This window comes from Arthrobacter sp. Soil761 (assembly GCF_001428325.1).
Taxonomy (GTDB): domain Bacteria; phylum Actinomycetota; class Actinomycetes; order Actinomycetales; family Micrococcaceae; genus Arthrobacter.
The window spans coordinates 249,111-267,783 of the sequence record NZ_LMSF01000029.1; the positions used below are offsets into that span (position 1 = coordinate 249,111).

The following is an 18,673-nucleotide window of genomic DNA, read 5'->3' on the forward strand; positions in this document are numbered from 1 at the left end:
TTGTGGGAGGGGCTGGCAGTCCCTCCCTTGGGATATTGGCCCGGCGTAGCGTGGGTGCCATGACGAACAGCGACGACGTGCGGAAGTTCTTGACCTCCCGCCGCGCCAGGATCACACCGGACGACGCCGGGCTGCCCGCGTACGGCGGCAACCGGCGGGTTAAGGGCCTGCGCCGGGAGGAGGTGGCCATGCTCGCCGGAATGAGCATCGATTACTACATCCGGCTGGAGCGGGGAAATCTGTCCGGAGCGTCGGACAGTGTCCTGGAGTCCCTGGCCCGCGCCCTGCAGTTGGACGACGCCGAGACCGCCCACCTTTTCGACCTGGCCCGCGCGTCCACGGCTGCTCCGCGGGCGCGGCGCAAGCGGAGCCCGCAGACGGTGCGGCCCAGCGTGCAGCGGGTGATCGATGCGATTACGGCGGCGCCGGCCTGGGTCCGCAACGACCGTGGCGATGTGCTGGCGTCCAATGAGCTGGGCCGGGCCCTGTACCTGGAGATGATGACCGACGGCGGCACCCCACCCAACAGCGCACGGTTCACCTTCCTGAGCCCGAAGGCGCGGGAGTTCTTCGCCGACTGGGAGCGCGCCGCTGACGACATCGTGGCCGTGCTGCGGTCCACGGCCGGGAAGAACCCGTACGACAAGGACCTGTCCGACCTGATCGGGGAGCTCTCAACGCGCAGCGAGGAGTTCCGCGTCCGCTGGGCCCGGCACGACGTGAAGTACCACCGCACCGGCCGCAAACGACTCCACCACTCGATTGTGGGGGATCTGGACCTGGCCTACGAGGCGATGGAGCTCCCCGCGGATCCCGGGCTGCGGATCAACATCTACACCGCCGAGCCAGGCAGCCCGTCCGAGGACGCGCTGAAGGTCCTCGCCAGCTGGGCGGCTACGCAGGCGGCGGCTGGGGTTCCGGCCCAGGAGAAGGCCACCTGAGCCAGCCTGCGCTGCGCAAACCCGTTCTCGACGCGCATACTCATATGCGCTCCCCATATCCGTCCTCGACGCGCATATTCGTAAGCGCACCCCATATTTGGGCCGCGCCAGGGAATGTGCGCGTCGTCAGCGGCTTTGCGCGTCAGGACTGCGCGTTGATGAACCCAATGATGATCGCCGTCCACCAGCAGAGCTGCGAGACCACCAGGCATGACATCAGGTGGACGCGCTGGCCAGTGGATAAATCCTTGAACGCAGTCCTGGCAGGGAGCCGCGCCAGCCGCCGCATCAGGGGGATCAGCATGATTCCGTTCAGGCTGAGCACCAGGACCGCCGCGAGCTTGACCTCTGTCATCGGGCTGTCCAGGTGCGGGCTCAGGAACACCCCGGTGGCAAGCATGCCGGCCAGGCCACCCCAGATTAACGGTGTTGCTGCCCCATCGAGTCGAATGATTTCACCGAGTGTCCGCCGGCCGATCAGCCACAGGAATCCATGCCAGTCGACCAGGATGATGGCGCCGAAAGCCACAACGAGGAAAAGGTCATGCACCACCAGATCGACGTCGTGGACAAAGCCGTCAACGCTGACCGCGGCTGACAGCAACACGGACAATAGCCACGCCGCGATGGCAACACCGGACAGGGCAGCAACAAGGCGCCGCGTGGACCGCTCGGATTCACGGTGCAGCCTGATGGTGCGTCTGCTGACGGGGACATAACTCATGACATACCTCTGCGAGACCTGTCAGCGATGGCCGTCCCAGCCGGGCCCGGGCGTAGCTCCAACATAGCCCCGTCGCGTGGCCGTCAACAAGGAAAATTCACCCGCTGATGCACCGTCCGCTCCTGGCCCCGCTTCGGTGCACGGCTGCCGTTTTCGACGCGCATATTTGTCGCCGCCACGCATACTCCCTTGCGACGCGCGTATACGGGGCGCGGGAAGGGATATGCGCGTCAGAGGCGGTTTTGCGCGTCGATAACGGCAGAGCGCGTCCGACGGCGGCCCACACCTGCCGCCGCCAGCTTCCGTTCCAGCGTCCCGGGCACCTTGAGGTCGGCCCAGTCCCAGCGCACCACGTTGCAGCCCAGGGCGCGGATCCGGTTTTCGCGCTGCTTTTCAGCCACAACAGCCTGGGATGCGGTCAGGCCCTTGAGGAACTCGGACTTGAGGTACTTTTCCTCGCCGTCGAATTCGCCAACAACCCTGGACTCCTTCCAGTGGAAATCCGAATAACCAACCAGCCCGTCCGCGTCGGAAAACCGCTGTTGGAGGACCGGGGGTTCGAAGCGGGCCGCATGGATCAGCGCCCGGCTCCAGGACTCCCCGGCCGAGCCTGAAGCGGGATCGGCAAACTCGATGGCCGCCCGGATTCTCCGCGTGGCAGCGGCGGAGTAAACCGATCCCATCCCGCTCTCCAGCTCAGCCTTGGTGATGGCAGGCAGCTGCCGGCGCGGATCCGGCCGGAGCACATGGTCCAGCGGCACAACGGCCTCGGCGAAGGGGCTGAAGGCCGCCAGGTCCAGGACGGTCCGGATGCGGTCGGTGACCAGGAGGCCCTCCAACCGGATAACCTTCAAATCCGCCCGCGCCGCAAAGTGCCGGCTGACTCCGGCGCGGGACCGGCCGCCGTCGTTCTTCAATGTGAGTGCCTGGACCGGGTGATGAAAGCCGATGGTGGGGATTTCCCACACGCTTGCCGCGGAATGGCGGGCGAAAACTGTGGGCTTCTCGAATGCTTCCGCGGCCGCCTGGATGCGGACCCGGTACTGTTCCCACGGCTTCATGGCCCGCCACGCTGGGCCGTCGATGTAGATGCCGTGCCGCACCCGGACCATAGCGCCGGACCGCACGCGTTTGGCGAGATCGTTGGCACTCAACCCGTGCAGGTTGCGGTCGCGCGACAACAGCAACGGTGGAAGATCGGTCATGCAACCACATTGCCCGGCACACCTTCGCTGCAGGAGTGGAGAGCGCCGCTATGTGGAAAAGCCCCGGCGACGCGGCCGCCCATTTTCGACTCGCATGCTCCCCGGCGCACCCAACATACGGTCTGCGCAGGGGAATCTGCGCGTCGAAAACCGGTCTGCGCCCAACCCGCTACATAGCGGCCGGCTCAACCGAGGCGCGGGAGAGGGACCGCCGCCGCTTGATCCACCGTTCCGCCGCACCCATGGCCCGGGCGGCCCCTGCCCAGTAGAGGACGCCGCAGGCCAAGGACGCCAGCACGGCCAAACCTTTGTCCGCCCGCTCGAAGAGGTCAACGGAATCAAACAGGGGATACACCAGCCAGTGGGTGACGTAGATGTAGAGCGAAGCGCTCGCCAGCAGCGCCATGATCCGGTGGAGTCCCCGGGGCACCCGCAGCGTGGGCAGCCAGAGCAGGATGAGGCATCCTGCCAGGATGGTGGCGCTGCGGTACGGGTTGTCGAAGGAGGCCGGAGCCGCCAGGACGGCGAGAACCGTAACGGCTGAACGTTGCCACAGGGTGCGGGACGCGGCGGCCGCCCAACCCAGCCCGAACAGCCACAGGACCGGCCCCTGCCCCGGGTACCGGCTCTCCACCAGGCCAAAAAGCAGGGGCAGATCCACCAGGACCAGGGCCACCCCAAACGCCCACGGCCAGCGCCGCACCGCCCGGTCAACGGCCGGTACCGCCAGCAACAGGGCCAGGCCCAGCAGGATGTGGACCAGGACCTCCACGAACCAGAACCGCGAGTAGTCGCTCCACCCCGCCGGCCCCACCAGTGAGTTCAACAGGAAAACGTTGTGCAGGGCGTACTTGTCCGTCACGGCGAAGGCCAGCGCGATCACGGCAACGCTCGGCACCACGATCCGCGCGACGCTGCGCAGGTGCCGCCGGAACCGTTCCGTACGCTCCCCCGACAGCTGGAAGCGGGCGAAGTTGTAGCCGGCCACCGCCATGAGCACGTGGGCCGTGCCTTGCCAGTGGAAGAACCCAATATGTGTGGAGACGATCGCGATGATGGCGACGACGCGCAGCACTATCCCGGTCTCCATCGGCGCGAGCAGCCTCCGCCGGGCCCTGCGCACCCAATTGCCGGAAGCAGTGCCGGAAGCAGTGCCGGAAGGCCCGGCAATTCCGGAAGGCCCGGTACTGCCGGGAGGCCCAGCACTGCCGGGAGGTGCGACGGCGGCGGGCACCACGTGCGGCGATGGCGACAGTTCGCAGACCGGCATCAGGTGCCAGCCCCCGGGAAGGTAGCCCAGGGCCCGCTCCAGCCGGACGGACGCCGCCACATAGGACAGTGAATCGCCGCCCAGGGACACGAACGAATCGGTCCCGGCAACCTCGTCCACCTCCAGCACCTCGGCGAAGATGCGCCGCACGTCATCCGAGCCCGCGTCCACAACCCCGGCCGGGCCGCCGTCGTCCGCTTCTCCTCCACAGGCCAGGGCGGCGACGGCGGGATAGTCCGGTTTTCCGTTGCCCAGGCGCGGGATGGCTTCCACCGGGTAAAGGTCGACGGCGGCGCGCGGCAGGCCCAGGCCCTGCGCAAGGGTTTTGGCGAGCAGCGCTACGTCGTGGTCGCCTTCGACGGCGGCCACCACCGCGTCGTCGGAGCCCGCGGCCGCAGCCGTCACCCCCAGGTCCGCCAGCATCCGCTCCACCTGCCCAAGATCCACGCGGAGCCCAACGATCTTCACGAACCTGCTGCGCCGGCCCACAATCTCGTAGAGCCCGTCCGGGCCGCGGCGGGCCAGGTCGCCCGTGCGGAGCTCGGTGACCACCCGGCCCAGGCCGAGGTCCGCCGGCTGTTCGGCGTACCCCAGCATCACGTTGGGGCCGGAGTACACCAGCTCGGACGCGTCCAGGCCGGGCACCGGCTCAAGCCGGAAGGACCCGCCCGGGATGGGCACGCCGATGGCCTCCGGGCGCTCCAGGGCCTGGTCCGGCGGCAGGTAGGCCATGCGGGCGGTGGCCTCGGTCTGCCCGTACATCACGAACAGGTCCCACCCCTGCCGCCGGCCCAGCTCAGCGTAGGCGCGCACGCGGTCCGGGGCCAGCCGTCCGCCGGCCTGGGTGATGTAGCGCAGGCTTGGCACCTCCATGTCCTTGAAGCCCACGCGGTCCAGCAGGTCGAAGGTGTACGGCACTGCCGCGAAGGATGTCACGTGTTCCCTGCGGACCAGGTCCCAGAAGCAGGGGTCCACCACCGAGAGGTCGGTCAGCGCCAGGGATGCGCCCGCCAGGAGGTGGCTGTTCACCACGCTCATGCCGTAGCAGTAGGAGAGGGGCAGGGTGGTGGCCGCGGTATCGCTGGGGCGCAGCTGCAGGTACTCCGCGATCGCGGCGGCGTTGGCCTGGATGCCGTCGGCGGAAAGCCGGACGAGTTTGGGGGAGCCGGTGGACCCGGACGTGCTCAGCAGCAGCGCGAGTTCCGGGTGCAGGTCGTGCCGGGTCTGCTGCCGCCGGACATCCAGGACCGCTTCGCCGTCCGACGCGCTGACAACAACGTCGGGGTCGTAGGCGGCCACCAGTGCGGCCGCGGCTGAGTCCCCCGCGGGCAGGATCAGTAACGGATTGCCGGAGGACAGGGCCGCCAGGTACGACACCAGGGCCGGCAGGGTGTTCCCGGCTTCCAGCGCAATGAGGCGCCGGCCCGGCCCGAACGCCCGGACCATGTCCTCCACCTGCCTGGCCAGTTCCCGGTAGCTCAGCGACCGGCCGTGGGCGCTGACGGCTGGGCAGTCGCCGAAGCGGGCCAGGTCCGCGGCGAACGGAACCCCGGCGAGCTTTGTCTCTGTAGTCACCGGAGAACCATAGAAGGGTAACCTAACCTAACTCAAATGGATTAGGAAAGCTTTTTGTGCCGTAAAGCCGTCGGTTAGTGGTGTTCCACCCAGCAGGCCAGGATCGTCGTCGAAAGCTGGTAGGCCAGGGCGTTGCGGGTGATGCTGTCCGGCCCCAAGGTGGGGGGAAGACCTGACGCGTCTACGTGCAGCACGAAGCTGTCCTTCTGGAAGACGGCGGATCCGTCGGCCGTTTCGTATGCCGGAAAACCAAGATTTGCGAGGCCGTCGATGGGTGTTGCGCCTTTTGCGAGGGCCTGCATTGCGGTGAAGTACTTGAGTGCCGATGCCTTGTCCGCCGTTTCCTGGACAGAAATGACCAGCGATCCCTCGGCCAGATGGTAGGTGCAGGTGAAGGTGCTGTCCGCCCAGCTGTCCACGGTGTGCGGGTTCGAAGCCAGGTCCAGGATGGACCGCAGCCTCTCCTTCGGCTGGTCGCCGCAAACCATCAGGGCAGCAGCGCTCGGCCCGCCCGCCGGCGGACCCGGGGATGCTGACCCCTGGGCGTGGTGGCCGCCGCCGTCGTGGCCCACCGCCGGTGACGTTGCCGGCGGGGCCGCCGTCGAACTGCCTGGAGCTGCGGTGACGGATCCCGCCGCTGTTGCACAGCCGGAAAGCAGCAGGGTGCATAGGGCCACGGAGGCCAGCAGGGACTTGTGCTGTTTCATGGCGCATCCAATTCTGCCGGCCCCTGGGAGTGGGGTGCGCGGCTGTTGTCAGGCTTTGAGCTTGGCGTAGATCACGTAGTTGTCATCGAAGAGCCCCGTTGCGGGGTCGTAGCCGTCGCAGGTGATAAGCCGAAGCTCTGCACCGGCAGTGTTGCCGTAAACCTCGAGGGTGGGGAATTCGTTTTTGGAGTAAAGGGCCCCGTGGTCGACGGTGAAGACGGCAGTGCTGCCATCGGCCCGTGAAACGTTGACCTCGGCACCGGGCCCGAGCTTCCGGAGGTCAGCAAACACACCCTTGTGCCCTCCGAGGGCGTTGACGTGGCCCAGGATCACTGAGGGGCCCCGTTCGCCGGGCGTGGGGGAACCGTTGTACCAGCTGGCCGGTGCGCCATTGCCCACATCCTCCGGCACTTTCAGCGAACCGTTCTCCTCCAGTCCCAGGTGGAGAAGGTCCGTCCGCACCCCGATGGAAGGAATGCTCAGGACAGTAGGAGGCGAGGCATCCAGCACGGCCGGCGGCTGCGGCGCAGCCGGGGCCTCTGGTGGAGAAGAGGCTGCTGGTGGAACAGGGGGCGCCGGTGCCGTTGATGTAACCGCGAGGGAAGCCACTTGTGGTGCGGAGGCGGAAGGGGAAGGCCTGGGGTCTGAAGTAGTGGCGCTCCCGGCGGCACAGCCCGCCAGGGAAAGCGCGAGCAGAACCCCGGCCACCGCAGAGGCCCCGGGACCTCCACGGCGGCCGAAATTCCTTGATGTCACAGAATTGATCCGTTCAGCCTTGGCTATGCTGCCGCGTTCCGGCGGCGGACGGCGTAAGCTCCGCCTGCGAGGGCAACCAGGGCCAGGCCGCCGCCGATGGCGAGGGCGCCGGTGTCGGTGCCAGAGCCGGGTTCAGAGGGGATGCCGGTGTTGGCGCCGCCTGCAGGCATCTTCATTTGGCCGGCCGTAAGCGTTCCGCACAGGGCGGGGGACGTAGCCGCCAGCGGCAGTGATGGAACCAGGTCACTCTTGGCGGCCTGGCCTGCGGCGCTGAGGGTGGCGGGGTCAAGGCCGTGGACCACAACCACTGCCGTTCCGGATTCCAGGGCCGCCTTGGTTTCGGCGTTCAGTTCGAACGTGCGGTCCACCGTATAGGAAGCGCCCTGTCCGGCGACCTTCAGGTCAAGGCCTGCTGCCTTACTGGTATCGCCGCTGGTGGAAAGGGTGGTGACGATGCCACCGTATGAGGGTGCGCCCTCGGTGGTGGAGATGACTTTGTCGCCGTCCTTGTCCGCAGAAGGGTCGGGGCAGACGCCCTTGGCCCCGCCGTGGATGTGCTGGACGTGGGGGTACGGCGCATCCATAAAGGTGGCGGGCAGGCCCGACACCTTGAGGACGACGTGGGCCTGGTTGCCCATGACATCAACTGTGACGGTGCCCGATCCGGCGCTGCCGTTGATCTGCTTCAGCGTTGACTGGTACGAGCCGTCGGCGGCCATTGCAGGTGAACCGGACAGGGCGAGTGCGGCGAGGGCAAGGGTGGGGACTGCCATAAAGCGAAGTGACTTATTCATTCGGAAAATCTCCTCATTCACGTCCGTGTGATGGTGGCGTCCCCAGACAGGAGACACCGGTACTTCGCGGCGGCACCATCAGCGGATGGGTGTGGACGTGGCCTGATTCACTTTTTCCGTGTGGTCAATGCTCTTTTGGTGGAGGCTGTGGCGGTCACTTCACCGTCAGCGTTCCCGTCATTCGGGAATGGAAGCTGCAGACGAACCCGTACTCCCCGGGTGAGTCGGGCGCTTTGAAAATTGCGGCTTCACCGGGATCGACCGCAACGTCAAACCCACCATTGTCCTTTGCCGTCACCGTGTGCGGGGCGCTGTCGGCGTTCGTCACCGTCACCATCGATCCCGGTTTGACCGTAGTGGGGACCTCGAACTTGAAATTCCGTATCGTGATCACCGAAGTGCCGGCTTGCGCCGATCCCTCTGCCGACGATCTGGGGGAACCGGCTGAAGGCGTGGCAGGAGTATTCCCACTCCCGGCAGCGCACCCGGTGATCCCGACCAAGGCGATGGCCATGGTGACGGCCCAGATCCGAGAAGAAGCTTTCATGGCAATCCCTTTCAGGAGGGATGCGTCCGTTGCCCGCCGGATGGCGGGCCTTCAGGAAACTACCCTGTGCGCCCTATTCGTTGCCCCCGGCCTCCAGGATGGGGGGTCAGTTCGCCACCGTAAAGGGCACAACCATCACCCCGGAGTTGGTGGAGCCCAGTTTGTCGTCCCGGCAGGACGTCCGGAGGTGCAGCTTGTGCACGCCGTTGGCCAGGCCGCGGGTGTCGATCGCGAGGGGAGCGGCGCCGAAGGGCTCGGGTCCGAAGGCGCCCGCCGAATCCCAGAGGACCAGCCCCGGGTTGGCCGGAACCGCGTGGAAGTCCGGGTCTACCGAAATGAAGGAGTGGGTTGCCGGCCGCGAGCCGTCCGTGTGGCTGGTCAGCCCCACGAGGGGAGCCCAGATTCCCGACACCGGCCCGTCGGGAAGGGGCAGGCTGCGGACCGAGGACTCGCAGTATCCGGCGTGGGTGTACCAGCCCTTGCCCCGCAGGAAGGGGTCCCTGGTCACATCGGAGGCGGACTTGCCGTTCTGGATGTTGGCCTGCCAGTTGAAGTTGGCCCTCATTTCGTTGCCGTCCGGCTCGGAAACGAACCCACGGAAGCGGACCTCCTGCGTGCCTGAGTGGTTGAAGTCGGAGATGGGTGCGGAGAAGGTAAGCCAGCGCTCGCAGGTGCCGGTGCACGTGAAATCGCCCCCGCCGGAACCGGCCGGGCCCGGGCAGCTGAAGTCCGGTGCCGTGGCCCGCAGGTAGCACTTCTGGACGGTGGTTTCCCGGTCCGAGGTTTTGAACACCATGGCCACGTAGTCGGCGGTGCCAGGGTTGTCGTGAAGGATCACCCGGACGTTCACGGTGAGGTTGCCCGAGCTGATGGTTTCCCGTTCCGGGACGCAGGCCCCCAGGTGGAGGTGGCCGGTATTGGTGACGGCGTTGTTGGCCTGGTCAGCGTCCGGCATCCACCACGACTGCGTATCCACGAACTGCCGGGTCTCCGCGTACACGGTGCCGTCGGCAGGCGGCGCACCCATGCACAGCCCGGCCGCAGCCCTGGCGGTACCGGGACCCAACCCGGTTATGGCAATGAAGGCCAGCGCAACAGCTATTACCAGGACAAGGAACCGTCTCAAGAGCATCCATCCTTCACGGAGAAACTGCGCGCATTGCTGTCGCCGGCATCGGAACGCCGAACCATGGGATGTTTCGTTATTTGGGCCCGGTGGGGCGTGGAAAGTATATGACCGGGCTCAGCGCCAAAACCAGAGTTGACAGGCCATTACGACGGCGGCACGCACCTTTTGCAGGACCTGATGGGGCGTTTGGGGAAAGGGTGCAGGAAGTGATGGGGGATCGCGGGAAAGGGGGCAGGAAGTGATGGGGCGTCGCGAGGGGGAGGGGGACGCTTGACGAGGTCCGGCGCTCCCGCATATCCTGAACGAACGGTCGGTAAATAATTCGGCACGTCCCAGACGGTCTTTGCATAGGAGCAACCATGGCAGCGCAGAACCTGCAGTCAGTGCCCGCTGAGCTAACCCCGGAAGAAGAAGCCGCAGGCGAGGCCCACTTCGACCGGATCATCGCCGAGGACTCGCGCATCGAGCCCCGCGACTGGATGCCCGCGGCCTACCGCAAGACCCTGCTGCGCCAGGTGTCCCAGCACGCGCACTCCGAGATCATCGGCATGCAGCCGGAGGCCAACTGGATCTCCCGCGCCCCCAGCCTGAAGCGCAAGGCCATCCTCATGGCCAAGGTCCAGGACGAGGCCGGCCACGGGCTCTACCTCTACTCCGCCGCCGAAACCCTGGGCCAGTCCCGGGACAAGATGATGGACGACCTCATCGCCGGCAAGGCCCGCTACTCCAGCATCTTCAACTACCCGGCCCTGACCTGGGCGGACATGGGCGCCATCGGCTGGCTGGTGGACGGCGCAGCCATCTGCAACCAGGTTCCGCTGTGCCGCGCCTCCTACGGCCCCTACGGCCGCGCCATGGTGCGCATCTGCAAGGAAGAATCGTTCCACCAGCGCCAGGGCTTCGAGATCCTCCTCGAACTCTCCAACGGCACCCCCGAGCAGAAGCAGATGGCCCAGGACGCCGTGAACCGCTGGTACGCCCCGGCCCTGATGATGTTCGGCCCGCCGGACGACGATTCCCCCAACTCCAAGCAGTCCATGGCCTGGAACATCAAGCGGTTCAGCAATGATGAGCTCCGCAGCCGCTTCGTGGGCATGATGGTGGAGCAGGTCAGGGTCCTGGGCCTCACCCTCCCCGATGACCAGGTCCGCTTCAACGAGGACACCAGGAAGTGGGAGCACGGCCCGCTGGACTGGCACGAGTTCCAGGAAGTCCTGGCCGGCCGCGGTCCCTGCAACGCCCAGCGCCTCGAGCGGCGGAGGGCAGCGCACGACGACGGCGCCTGGGTCCGCGAGGCAGCGGCGGCTTACGCAGCAAAACAGTCAGCAAAGCAGCAGAAGGAATACGCAGCATGAGCCCGCACGGCAACCCGGAAACACCGGCCAGCTCCGCCACCGAGATCAACCGCGAAGCCCCCAAGGCGTCGCCAGCCCCGCAGGAACACCATGACAAGAGCGCGTGGGGCCTCTGGGAGGTCTTTGTCCGGTCCAGCCGCGGCCTGAGCCACGTCCACGCCGGATCCCTGCATGCCCCGGATGCCGCCATGGCCCTGCGGAACGCACGGGACCTCTACACCCGCCGCAACGAGGGCGTGTCCATCTGGGTGGTCCCGGCCGAGGCCATCGCCGCCAGCGATCCCGACTCCAAGGGCTCGTTCTTCGAGTCCCCGCAGGGCAAGGACTACCGGCACGCCACGTACTACACCAAGAGCGAAGGGGTGAAGCACCTGTGAGCAGCGCCCACACCAGCCCCGAAACCACAGGCCACGGCGACATCTCCACCGGCGTGGCCGGCGGCGACTCCAACGCCTCCGCCACCCGCATCACCCCCGGCAACGCCCTGCGCCCGGAGGACATCGCGCTCGAGGTCCGCACCGGCCTGGTGAAGCCCTCGGAGGACATCGCCGAGTACGCCCTCCGCCTGGGCGACGACGCCCTCATCCTGGCACAGCGCCTGGGCCACTGGATCTCCCGCGCCCCGGAGCTGGAGGAGGACATCGCCCTGGGCAACATCGCCCTGGACCAGCTGGGCCACGCCCGCAGCTTCCTCACCTACGCCGGCGCCGCGTTCACCAACGAGGACGGCTCGGCCAAGTCCGAGGATGACCTGGCGTACTTCCGCCGCGAGCATGAGTTCCGCAGCGTCCAGCTGTTCGAGCAGCCCAACGGCGACTTCGCGGCCACCATCGCCCGCCAGTTCGTGGTGAGCTACTACCAGTACGAGCTCTACCGCCGCCTCACCGGATCCACCGACGCAACCCTGGCCGCCATCGCCGCCAAGGCCGTCAAGGAAGTGGACTACCACCGGGACCACAGCGCCCAGTGGGTCCTGCGCCTGGCCGGCGGCACCGAGGAATCCCGCAAGCGGATGATCCACGGCCTGCGCCTCATGTGGCCGTACGTCAACGAACTGTTCCAGGACGATGACCTGACGCAGCGCCTCGCCCAGGCGGGTGCCGCCGTCGCCCCTTCCTCGCTGAGGGAGGACTTTGACCGCCTCACCGCGGAAATCCTCACCGAGGCCGAACTGGAGGTCCCGGACGTGCCCGCAGCCCCGGGCGGCGGCCGGTACGGCAAGCACTCGGAGTACCTGGGCTACATCCTTGCGGAGATGCAGGTGCTGGCCCGCGAGCATCCCGGGGCCAGCTGGTGACAGCCATGTACGTCTCGGACTTCGAAACCCGCACCCGGACCCCGCAGCAGCGGGCCTGGGACATCGCCGCCACCGTGGTGGACCCGGAGATCCCGGTGCTCACCATCGCGGACCTGGGCATCCTCCGCAACGTGGACGTGCAGGGCAAAAGCGTCACCGTGACCATCACGCCCACGTACTCGGGCTGCCCGGCCATGGATGCCATCCGCGACGACGTCTACGCCGCCTTCAAGAAGGAGGGCTACGAGGACGTGCACGTGGACCTGGTCCTGGCCCCGGCGTGGACCACGGACTGGATGACAGAGGCCGGAAAGCAGAAGCTGCAGCAGTACGGCATCGCCCCGCCCACCGGGCACAGCAACGCCGGGGGCCACTCCGGCCCGGTCCGGCTGAGCCTGGCCGTGAAGTGCCCGCAGTGCAACAGCCTCAACACCAAGGAACTCACCCGCTTCGGTTCCACGTCCTGCAAGGCGCTGTATGTGTGCCAGGACTGCAAGGAACCGTTCGACTACTTCAAAGTCCTGTAAGGAAGCCCCATGCCTGTTGTCCGCCAGACCGCCGCCGAAGAGGCTGAGCTGACCGGCCGCCGTCGTCCGTCCTTCCACACCCTCACGGTGAAGGAGGTGCGCCGGCTCACCGACGATGCCATCGAGGTCAGCTTCCATGTACCGGCGGAACTCGCCGGCAAGTTCGACTACCTGCCCGGCCAGTACGTGGCCCTGCGCACCACGCTGCCGGATGAGAACGGCGAGCCCAAGGAAATCCGCCGCAGCTACTCCATCTGCGCCGAGCCGCGCAGCTTCGCGGACGGCACCAGCGAGATCCGCGTGGCCATCAAAAAGGACCTGGGCGGGCTGTTCTCCACCTGGGCCAACGCCGAGCTGAAGGCGGGGGACACCCTGGACGTGATGAGCCCCATGGGCGCGTTCGTGTCCAAGCACGGCCGCGACGGTGTGGCCGTGGAGCAGAACGTCATGAACTCCATGAACCACCCGGAGGACCTGGCGGGGGAGCCGGGGAATTTCGTGGCCATCGCGGCCGGTTCCGGCATTACCCCGGTGATCGCCATCGCCCGGACGCTGCTGGCCGCCAACCCGGACACCCGGTTCGACCTGATCTACGCCAACAAGGCCGCCATGGATGTGATGTTCCTGGAGGAACTGGCGGACCTGAAGGACAAGTACCCGCAGCGGCTGGCCATCCACCACGTGCTCTCCCGCGAGCAGCGGATCGCGCCGCTGCTGTCCGGCCGGATCGACGCGGAGAAGCTGCAGCAGCTGCTGGGCACCGCCCTGCACGCGGATGATGTGGACGAGTGGTTCCTGTGCGGGCCGTTCGAACTGGTGCAGCTGTGCCGGGACACCCTGGCCGAGCGCGGGGTGAAGCCGGAGAACATCCGGTTCGAGCTCTTCACCTCCGGTAAGCCGGACCGCCCGGAAGGGCAGGCCGGCCGTCCCGTGGCGGTGGACGAGTCCAAGGAGACGTACAAGATCACGTTCAAGCTGGACGGCCTGCAGGGCGAGGTGGCCAGCCCCACCCATGCCCGCGAGTCCATCCTCAACGCCGCGCTGCGGGTCCGCCCGGACGTGCCGTTCGCGTGCGCCGGCGGAGTGTGCGGCACCTGCCGGGCCAAGGTGGTCACCGGCAGCGTGACCATGGACGAGAACTATGCGCTGGAGCAGGATGAGCTGGACAGGGGCTACGTCCTGACCTGCCAGAGCCACCCCACCAGCAAGGAAGTCACGGTCGACTTCGACGTCTAAGTTGTTACTCACCAAAGGAGCCCCATGATTTCCCTTTCCATCAGCAACGGTGTTGCAGAAGTCGTCCTGGACGCACCCCACAAGCTGAACTCGCTGGATGAGCAGGCGCTGCGGGATTTAGCACAGGCGTACGACGACGCTGCTGCCGCCGCCTCACGCGGTGAGGTGCGGGCGCTGCTGCTGAGGGGAGAGGGCCGCGCCTTCTGCGCGGGCCGGGACATAGCGGGGGTCACCCCGGAGAGCGACGACGCCGCCGCCTACCTGGGTGGCCTGGTGGAGCCGCTGCTGAAGAAGATGGCTTCTTTTCCAGCTCCTACCTTTGCCGCGGCGCAGGGCGCGTGCCTGGGTGTGGGGTTGGGGCTGCTGCTGGCCACGGACGTGGTGTACGTGGCGGAGAACGCTAAGTTCGGCTCGCCGTTCGCCAAGCTGGGGGCCACGCTGGACTCGGGCGGGCACTGGTACTTCACGGAGCGGCTGGGCATGCACCGGACGCTGGACCTGATCTACACGGCGGACCTGATCTCGGGTGCCGAGGCGGTGGCGCAGGGCATGTTCAGCCGTGCCATGCCTGCTGATTCTTTGCTGGAGTCAACCCGGGCGATCGTTTCGCGCGTTGCTGCCGGTGCCACCGAGGCGTTCGTTGCCTCGAAGGAGCTGGTGGCGCACATCCGTGACCAGCGGCTGGGCCTGTGGCAGGCCATGCAGGAGGAGAACGAGGAGCAGGCGCGCCTCTGCAAAACCGACGACTACGCGGAGGGTTTCCGGGCTTTCCAGGAGAAGCGCGAGCCGAAGTTCACGGGCTCCATTAGCTAAACGAGTTTGATCAAGAGGCCTTGCAGAATTCTTGAGTAGACTTTTCAACGCGTTTGCAGAAATCTTTATTTGTGTTCGCGAGAGTGGGCGAAGCCGGGCAACTCCGGCTATTGCGCGCTGCCGGTCTCAAACAGGCAGCCGCAGCTGGAAACCTATTCTGGGGGCACAATTGTCTGAAGTTTTGAGCGCGGAAGTTGATGGTCGTGAAGAGAAAGGCATTAGCCGGCGCAGGGTTGTGAAAGGTGTGGCTTGGTCCGTCCCGGTGATAATGACGACGGTCGCTGTCCCGCCTGCGTCGGCCTCCCCCGGAAAGTACGAGGCTTTGCTTGACTACGCCAACCTCCAGGCGGCCACGTTTGTTCAGTTTGACAAGCCCACCAACAGTGGCCAATATCGCTCAGGACTTGGTCCCACAGGGTTCCATCTGAAGAACTCCAGTGGCTTGTCCTCAGGCCCCGTCAAGGGCTCCATATCAATCTCTTCCACGAATACGGCGGACCCCTCGGTGGGTGTCTATTCGTTTTCCGGGGGAACCCTCAGCATGGCGTCCACGGCGCCGGGAAAATACACTGCAAACTTCGAACTCCAGTCAGGAGTTGCGAACGGTACAACAGCGCAGTTCTCCCTCGGCTTTTACTACACAGGCGGCAGCAAAACAGCGGGTGTCGGCAAGAAGTTCGACCTTACAGTCTCCTTCACTTCGCCGACCGGGCTCTTGGATCTGGCCACAACTCTGACTCTGAACTAGACGCTATGGTCTGGAAACATGGCGGCTTGGTCGCAGAAGTCTGCACTCAGCCCCGGGAACGCGTTGCGTTGCTCCACCTTGACGCAACCTGCCCCGTGGTTCTCGAAGGTCCGGCGGCGGTTATTTGGGACCTGATAGACGGCGAGCGGAGCGAGCAGGACATCTTCGCCGAGCTTGAGGCCACCTTCGAGGATCACTCAGGTCAGATGCAGGCCCAGGTGGAGGACTTCCTGGCCAGCCTCGAAGCGCAGCGCCTGATTGAGGCTCACCACGGTGCTGGGCTCTAACGGCACGACGGCTACGGGCATCGAACGCGCGGGGTGGCAGCAGCGTCTGCTTGCGGAACTGGCAAGAGGCAGTGATCTGCTGTCCCTGGATGTCCTGGGGCAGCTGTTTATGGTTCGCTGGGGCCGAGCGGTCACATGGCAGCAGAGGGTCGCCATGAGTTCCGCCTGGTCTCGCTGCATCAGCACTGATAAGCCTCAGTTGCCGCTGGTACCACCGGAACCCACTCCAGGCGCGCCCTTCACTGCCTCTGTCACCAGCACGTCCACCAAGCACCCGGCTGGTACATTCCGGTTGGAAGCCGGCTCCTTCGAGGAATTGGCTGAGAACTTGACGTCTCGTCTAACGATTGCCGCCATTCTGGCAAATGCCGGTGAACTGACCATGCTCCACGCCTGCGGCGTGGCGGATCCCGGCACGGGGGCGGTGGTCGCGCTGGTAGCCAAGTCGGGAACGGGAAAGACAACCGCAGCGTCGGTGCTCGCCAGAAGCTATGGCTACGTCACTGACGAGACCGTGGCCATTGCCTGGGATGGCTCCGTAATTCCTTATCCCAAACCGCTGTCTGTGAAGCAGGGGGCGGGCGCACCGAAGCGCCAGGCTGGGCCGGACGAGTTCGGACTTCAGCCGGCCCCGGCTATGCCTTTTATCCGGTCCATCGTGCTCCTGAACCGGATCCAGGGGAACCGTGCAACCGCTCCCGTGCTGGAAAAGGTACCGCTGGCCGATGCCGTGCTCGCGCTGATCCCGGACTCGTCCTCGCAGGCAGACGTCGTGGATCCGCTACAGTCGCTCTGCCGCCTTATCGAAAGTGTTGGCGGAGTGTGGCAGGTGACCTATTCCGAGGCGGCCGATCTTCCTACGGCCCTAGAGCCCCTGTTCCGGCTGCAGCCGGCGTCAGGGACGCAGTGGGAACCGGCCGCAAGAGAAGCTGTCCAACCAGGGCAACTTCCAGCGAGCAGTGTCCGGCGCAGGGACCTAAGGGACGCGGTGGCCATCGGGGATGATCTGCTGGTCATGTTGGACAACGAAATCGTGCGCCTGAGCGGCATTGGCCCGGCCGTCTGGGAAGCTTGCGCGGGCCCTGCAAATCTGGAACAGATCACGAAACACGTCGGTAGGATGCACGGCCAACCCGATGGTTACCGGGTCGCCGTCGCCGGAGCGGTGGAGCAGCTCCTCGCAAAGTCGATTTTGGTCCGCGGTCATAACTAAACGGCCCGCACGACGCACCCAAGAACTTGAGTTTAAGGAAGCACTTTGAGCACAACAGCAGTACCTGCGGAGACATCTCCGGGCCTGGACCTCGCGGACTATTTGAATGTCCTTCGGGTCTACTGGAAGGCAATTGTCGCCTTCACCCTACTGACCACCCTAGGAGCGGCAGGATGGACCGCTCTCCAGCCCAAGATTTACTCCTCCGATTCCAGCGGGATTGTTGTCACACCGGGGTCGAACAACGTGAGTCTGGCGCTGGCCGGGGACAGTCTGGCTAAGGCCAAGGTCAAGAACTACGAGTCGGTGGCCAAATCGCGGCTCGTCGCGGACCGTGTCATCCAAGCCCTGGACCTGAAGACGACTGCCGATGCCCTGCTGGGCAGCATCAGCGTCAAGGTGCCGCTGGACACGGCCGAGATCAGGGTCACCGCACAATCCAAGGATCCTGCCACTGCCCAGCGCGTGGCCGATGCCTGGGTCAACGGTCTCGCCGCCCAAGTGGAGGCCATTGAGACGGCACCCTCTGCCGACGCGGCCGGGTCGTCCCCGAGTGCAGAGACGGCTGTCCGTGTTCTCCCGCTGGGCAAAGCTGTGCTCCCCACCAGCCCCACGTCGCCCAACACCAAGCTCAACCTGGCGCTGGGCGCCCTTGTCGGGCTGGCCTTGGGTGTGGCCTATTCGTTGGTCCGCCGCCATCTGGACCGGCGTATCCGGAAGGCTGCGGACATCGAGCGGATGTTCGGCGTTCCCGTGATCGGCACCCTTCCGGTGGACCACCGGTTGGATGGGAAGAGCACCATTGTAGATGCAGGCACCGCTGCACAGCTTCATGATGCTGGGGGCGCTATGGCTGAAGCTCTCCGCGAGTTGCGTACCAACCTGAGCTTTCTTGACGTGGATCGACCTCCGCGAATCATGGTTGTCACAAGCTCCGTACAGGCGGAAGGTAAGTCTACCGTCACCGCAAATCTTGCCGTCGCTATGGCCGCGGCCGGCGAGAATGTTGTTGTGGTCGACGGCGACCTCCGCCGACCCACGCTGGTGGACGTCTTCAATCTGGTTCCGGGGGTAGGCGTCACCGACGTGCTCACCGGCACCGCTGAGCTTGCAGATGTCCTCCAGCCCTGGGCGGCCCTGCCTAACCTTTCGGTCCTGGGGTCAGGCCGTATCCCACCAAACCCCAGTGAACTTCTGGGGTCCAACGCCATGAAGAACATGCTCGAGTTGCTGGCGGAAGAGGCAATCGTGTTGATTGATGCACCTCCTCTACTGCCAGTGACTGATGCCGCGGTGCTGACGAGGGCTGCTGACGGCGCCATTGTGGTCGTCGGCGCCGGGAGAACCACTGAGGACCAGCTGTCCCAGTCTTTGGGTAACTTAGAGAAGGTCAAAGGCCGAATTTTGGGAGCAGTCCTAAACTATGTGCCTACGCGCGGAGCCGATGCCTATTCCTACTATGGCACTTATACGACTTCGTCTGGACGGGCGATCACCGCAGATCTGGGGGCCAACTATGTTGACCACCTCTAGTGAAACGCAACTCAGC

The 18,673-nt window shown here is 65.8% G+C and carries 19 protein-coding genes; 11 read left to right on the forward strand and 8 right to left on the reverse strand.

Annotation, left to right across the window (positions count from 1 at the left end; genetic code table 11):
- The first annotated feature begins 59 nt into the window (after window positions 1-59).
- Window positions 60-941, forward strand: a complete 882-nt coding sequence (locus ASG79_RS17580) for a helix-turn-helix transcriptional regulator (RefSeq protein WP_056393152.1) — start codon at window positions 60-62, stop codon at window positions 939-941.
- Between the two features lie 142 nt (window positions 942-1,083).
- Here the strand turns inward: ASG79_RS17580 and ASG79_RS17585 are convergent, their stop codons facing one another.
- From ASG79_RS17585 to ASG79_RS17620, 8 genes are all read right to left on the reverse strand, one after another.
- Window positions 1,084-1,665 (reverse strand): hypothetical protein, encoded by a 582-nt coding sequence (locus tag ASG79_RS17585; RefSeq protein WP_018768771.1) that lies wholly within the window; start codon window positions 1,663-1,665, stop codon window positions 1,084-1,086.
- Between the two features lie 230 nt (window positions 1,666-1,895).
- Window positions 1,896-2,870 carry a hypothetical protein gene (locus tag ASG79_RS17590; protein ID WP_056392811.1) on the reverse strand — a complete coding sequence of 325 codons (975 nt, stop codon included), beginning with the start codon at window positions 2,868-2,870 and terminating at the stop codon, window positions 1,896-1,898.
- Between the two features lie 169 nt (window positions 2,871-3,039).
- Window positions 3,040-5,715: an AMP-binding protein gene (locus ASG79_RS17595; RefSeq protein ID WP_056392813.1), complete on the reverse strand. Its 2,676-nt coding sequence runs from the start codon at window positions 5,713-5,715 to the stop codon at window positions 3,040-3,042.
- Between the two features lie 74 nt (window positions 5,716-5,789).
- Complete coding sequence (locus ASG79_RS17600; protein WP_056392814.1) at window positions 5,790-6,422, reverse strand: hypothetical protein; 633 nt, start codon at window positions 6,420-6,422, stop codon at window positions 5,790-5,792.
- 48 nt (window positions 6,423-6,470) lie between these two features.
- Window positions 6,471-6,932: a sortase domain-bontaining protein gene (locus ASG79_RS17605; RefSeq protein WP_235509840.1), complete on the reverse strand. Its 462-nt coding sequence runs from the start codon at window positions 6,930-6,932 to the stop codon at window positions 6,471-6,473.
- 269 nt (window positions 6,933-7,201) lie between these two features.
- Window positions 7,202-7,972: a CHRD domain-containing protein gene (locus ASG79_RS17610; protein WP_026265692.1), complete on the reverse strand. Its 771-nt coding sequence runs from the start codon at window positions 7,970-7,972 to the stop codon at window positions 7,202-7,204.
- Window positions 7,973-8,126: 154 nt separating this feature from the next.
- A complete protein-coding gene (locus ASG79_RS23155; protein WP_082581805.1) occupies window positions 8,127-8,519 on the reverse strand; it encodes a cupredoxin domain-containing protein in 393 nt (130 codons plus the stop codon).
- Window positions 8,520-8,625: 106 nt separating this feature from the next.
- On the reverse strand, window positions 8,626-9,645 hold the full coding sequence (locus tag ASG79_RS17620; protein WP_156400228.1) for a hypothetical protein: 1,020 nt from the start codon (window positions 9,643-9,645) through the stop codon (window positions 8,626-8,628).
- 362 nt (window positions 9,646-10,007) lie between these two features.
- On the opposite strand from ASG79_RS17620, the gene paaA reads away from it, so the two are divergent.
- The 10 genes from paaA to ASG79_RS17670 all read left to right on the forward strand — a co-directional run bounded on the left by paaA (window position 10,008) and on the right by ASG79_RS17670 (window position 18,657).
- Window positions 10,008-11,003 carry a 1,2-phenylacetyl-CoA epoxidase subunit PaaA gene (paaA, locus tag ASG79_RS17625; RefSeq protein WP_056392821.1) on the forward strand — a complete coding sequence of 332 codons (996 nt, stop codon included), beginning with the start codon at window positions 10,008-10,010 and terminating at the stop codon, window positions 11,001-11,003.
- Window positions 11,000-11,380, forward strand: a complete 381-nt coding sequence (gene paaB, locus ASG79_RS17630; protein ID WP_056392823.1) for a 1,2-phenylacetyl-CoA epoxidase subunit PaaB — start codon at window positions 11,000-11,002, stop codon at window positions 11,378-11,380. The genes paaA and paaB overlap by 4 nt, the downstream gene beginning before the upstream one ends.
- The gene (gene paaC, locus ASG79_RS17635; protein WP_056392826.1) at window positions 11,377-12,300 is read left to right on the forward strand and encodes a 1,2-phenylacetyl-CoA epoxidase subunit PaaC; all 924 of its coding nucleotides are present in this window, start codon (window positions 11,377-11,379) and stop codon (window positions 12,298-12,300) included. Before paaB ends, paaC begins: the two co-directional genes overlap by 4 nt.
- Window positions 12,301-12,305: 5 nt before the next feature.
- Entirely contained in the window at window positions 12,306-12,827 is a 522-nt protein-coding gene (paaD, locus tag ASG79_RS17640; RefSeq protein ID WP_156400238.1) for a 1,2-phenylacetyl-CoA epoxidase subunit PaaD, read from the forward strand.
- 9 nt (window positions 12,828-12,836) lie between these two features.
- On the forward strand, window positions 12,837-14,063 hold the full coding sequence (gene paaE, locus ASG79_RS17645) for a 1,2-phenylacetyl-CoA epoxidase subunit PaaE (RefSeq protein WP_056392831.1): 1,227 nt from the start codon (window positions 12,837-12,839) through the stop codon (window positions 14,061-14,063).
- Window positions 14,064-14,087: 24 nt separating this feature from the next.
- A complete protein-coding gene (locus ASG79_RS17650; protein ID WP_056392833.1) occupies window positions 14,088-14,876 on the forward strand; it encodes an enoyl-CoA hydratase/isomerase family protein in 789 nt (262 codons plus the stop codon).
- Window positions 14,877-15,057: 181 nt separating this feature from the next.
- Window positions 15,058-15,624, forward strand: a complete 567-nt coding sequence (locus ASG79_RS17655; protein ID WP_156400229.1) for a hypothetical protein — start codon at window positions 15,058-15,060, stop codon at window positions 15,622-15,624.
- Window positions 15,625-15,650: 26 nt separating this feature from the next.
- Window positions 15,651-15,911, forward strand: coding sequence for a PqqD family protein (locus ASG79_RS17660; RefSeq protein WP_235509841.1), 261 nt, complete (start codon window positions 15,651-15,653; stop codon window positions 15,909-15,911).
- Entirely contained in the window at window positions 15,883-17,124 is a 1,242-nt protein-coding gene (locus tag ASG79_RS17665; RefSeq protein ID WP_235509842.1) for a hypothetical protein, read from the forward strand. The genes ASG79_RS17660 and ASG79_RS17665 overlap by 29 nt, the downstream gene beginning before the upstream one ends.
- Window positions 17,125-17,169: 45 nt before the next feature.
- A complete protein-coding gene (locus tag ASG79_RS17670) occupies window positions 17,170-18,657 on the forward strand; it encodes a polysaccharide biosynthesis tyrosine autokinase (RefSeq protein ID WP_056392838.1) in 1,488 nt (495 codons plus the stop codon).
- The last annotated feature ends 16 nt before the right edge of the window (window positions 18,658-18,673 follow it).

Coding starts and splice junctions, on each gene's coding strand:
- paaB (WP_056392823.1), top strand. CDS start 11,000: ATGAGCCCGCACGGCAACCCGGAAACACCGGCCAGCTCCGCCACCGAG.
- paaA (WP_056392821.1), top strand. CDS start 10,008: ATGGCAGCGCAGAACCTGCAGTCAGTGCCCGCTGAGCTAACCCCGGAA.
- ASG79_RS17610 (WP_026265692.1), bottom strand. CDS start 7,972: ATGAATAAGTCACTTCGCTTTATGGCAGTCCCCACCCTTGCCCTCGCC.
- ASG79_RS17580 (WP_056393152.1), top strand. CDS start 60: ATGACGAACAGCGACGACGTGCGGAAGTTCTTGACCTCCCGCCGCGCC.
- ASG79_RS17585 (WP_018768771.1), bottom strand. CDS start 1,665: ATGAGTTATGTCCCCGTCAGCAGACGCACCATCAGGCTGCACCGTGAA.
- ASG79_RS17590 (WP_056392811.1), bottom strand. CDS start 2,870: ATGACCGATCTTCCACCGTTGCTGTTGTCGCGCGACCGCAACCTGCAC.
- paaE (WP_056392831.1), top strand. CDS start 12,837: ATGCCTGTTGTCCGCCAGACCGCCGCCGAAGAGGCTGAGCTGACCGGC.
- ASG79_RS17600 (WP_056392814.1), bottom strand. CDS start 6,422: ATGAAACAGCACAAGTCCCTGCTGGCCTCCGTGGCCCTATGCACCCTG.
- paaD (WP_156400238.1), top strand. CDS start 12,306: ATGTACGTCTCGGACTTCGAAACCCGCACCCGGACCCCGCAGCAGCGG.
- ASG79_RS17650 (WP_056392833.1), top strand. CDS start 14,088: ATGATTTCCCTTTCCATCAGCAACGGTGTTGCAGAAGTCGTCCTGGAC.
- ASG79_RS23155 (WP_082581805.1), bottom strand. CDS start 8,519: ATGAAAGCTTCTTCTCGGATCTGGGCCGTCACCATGGCCATCGCCTTG.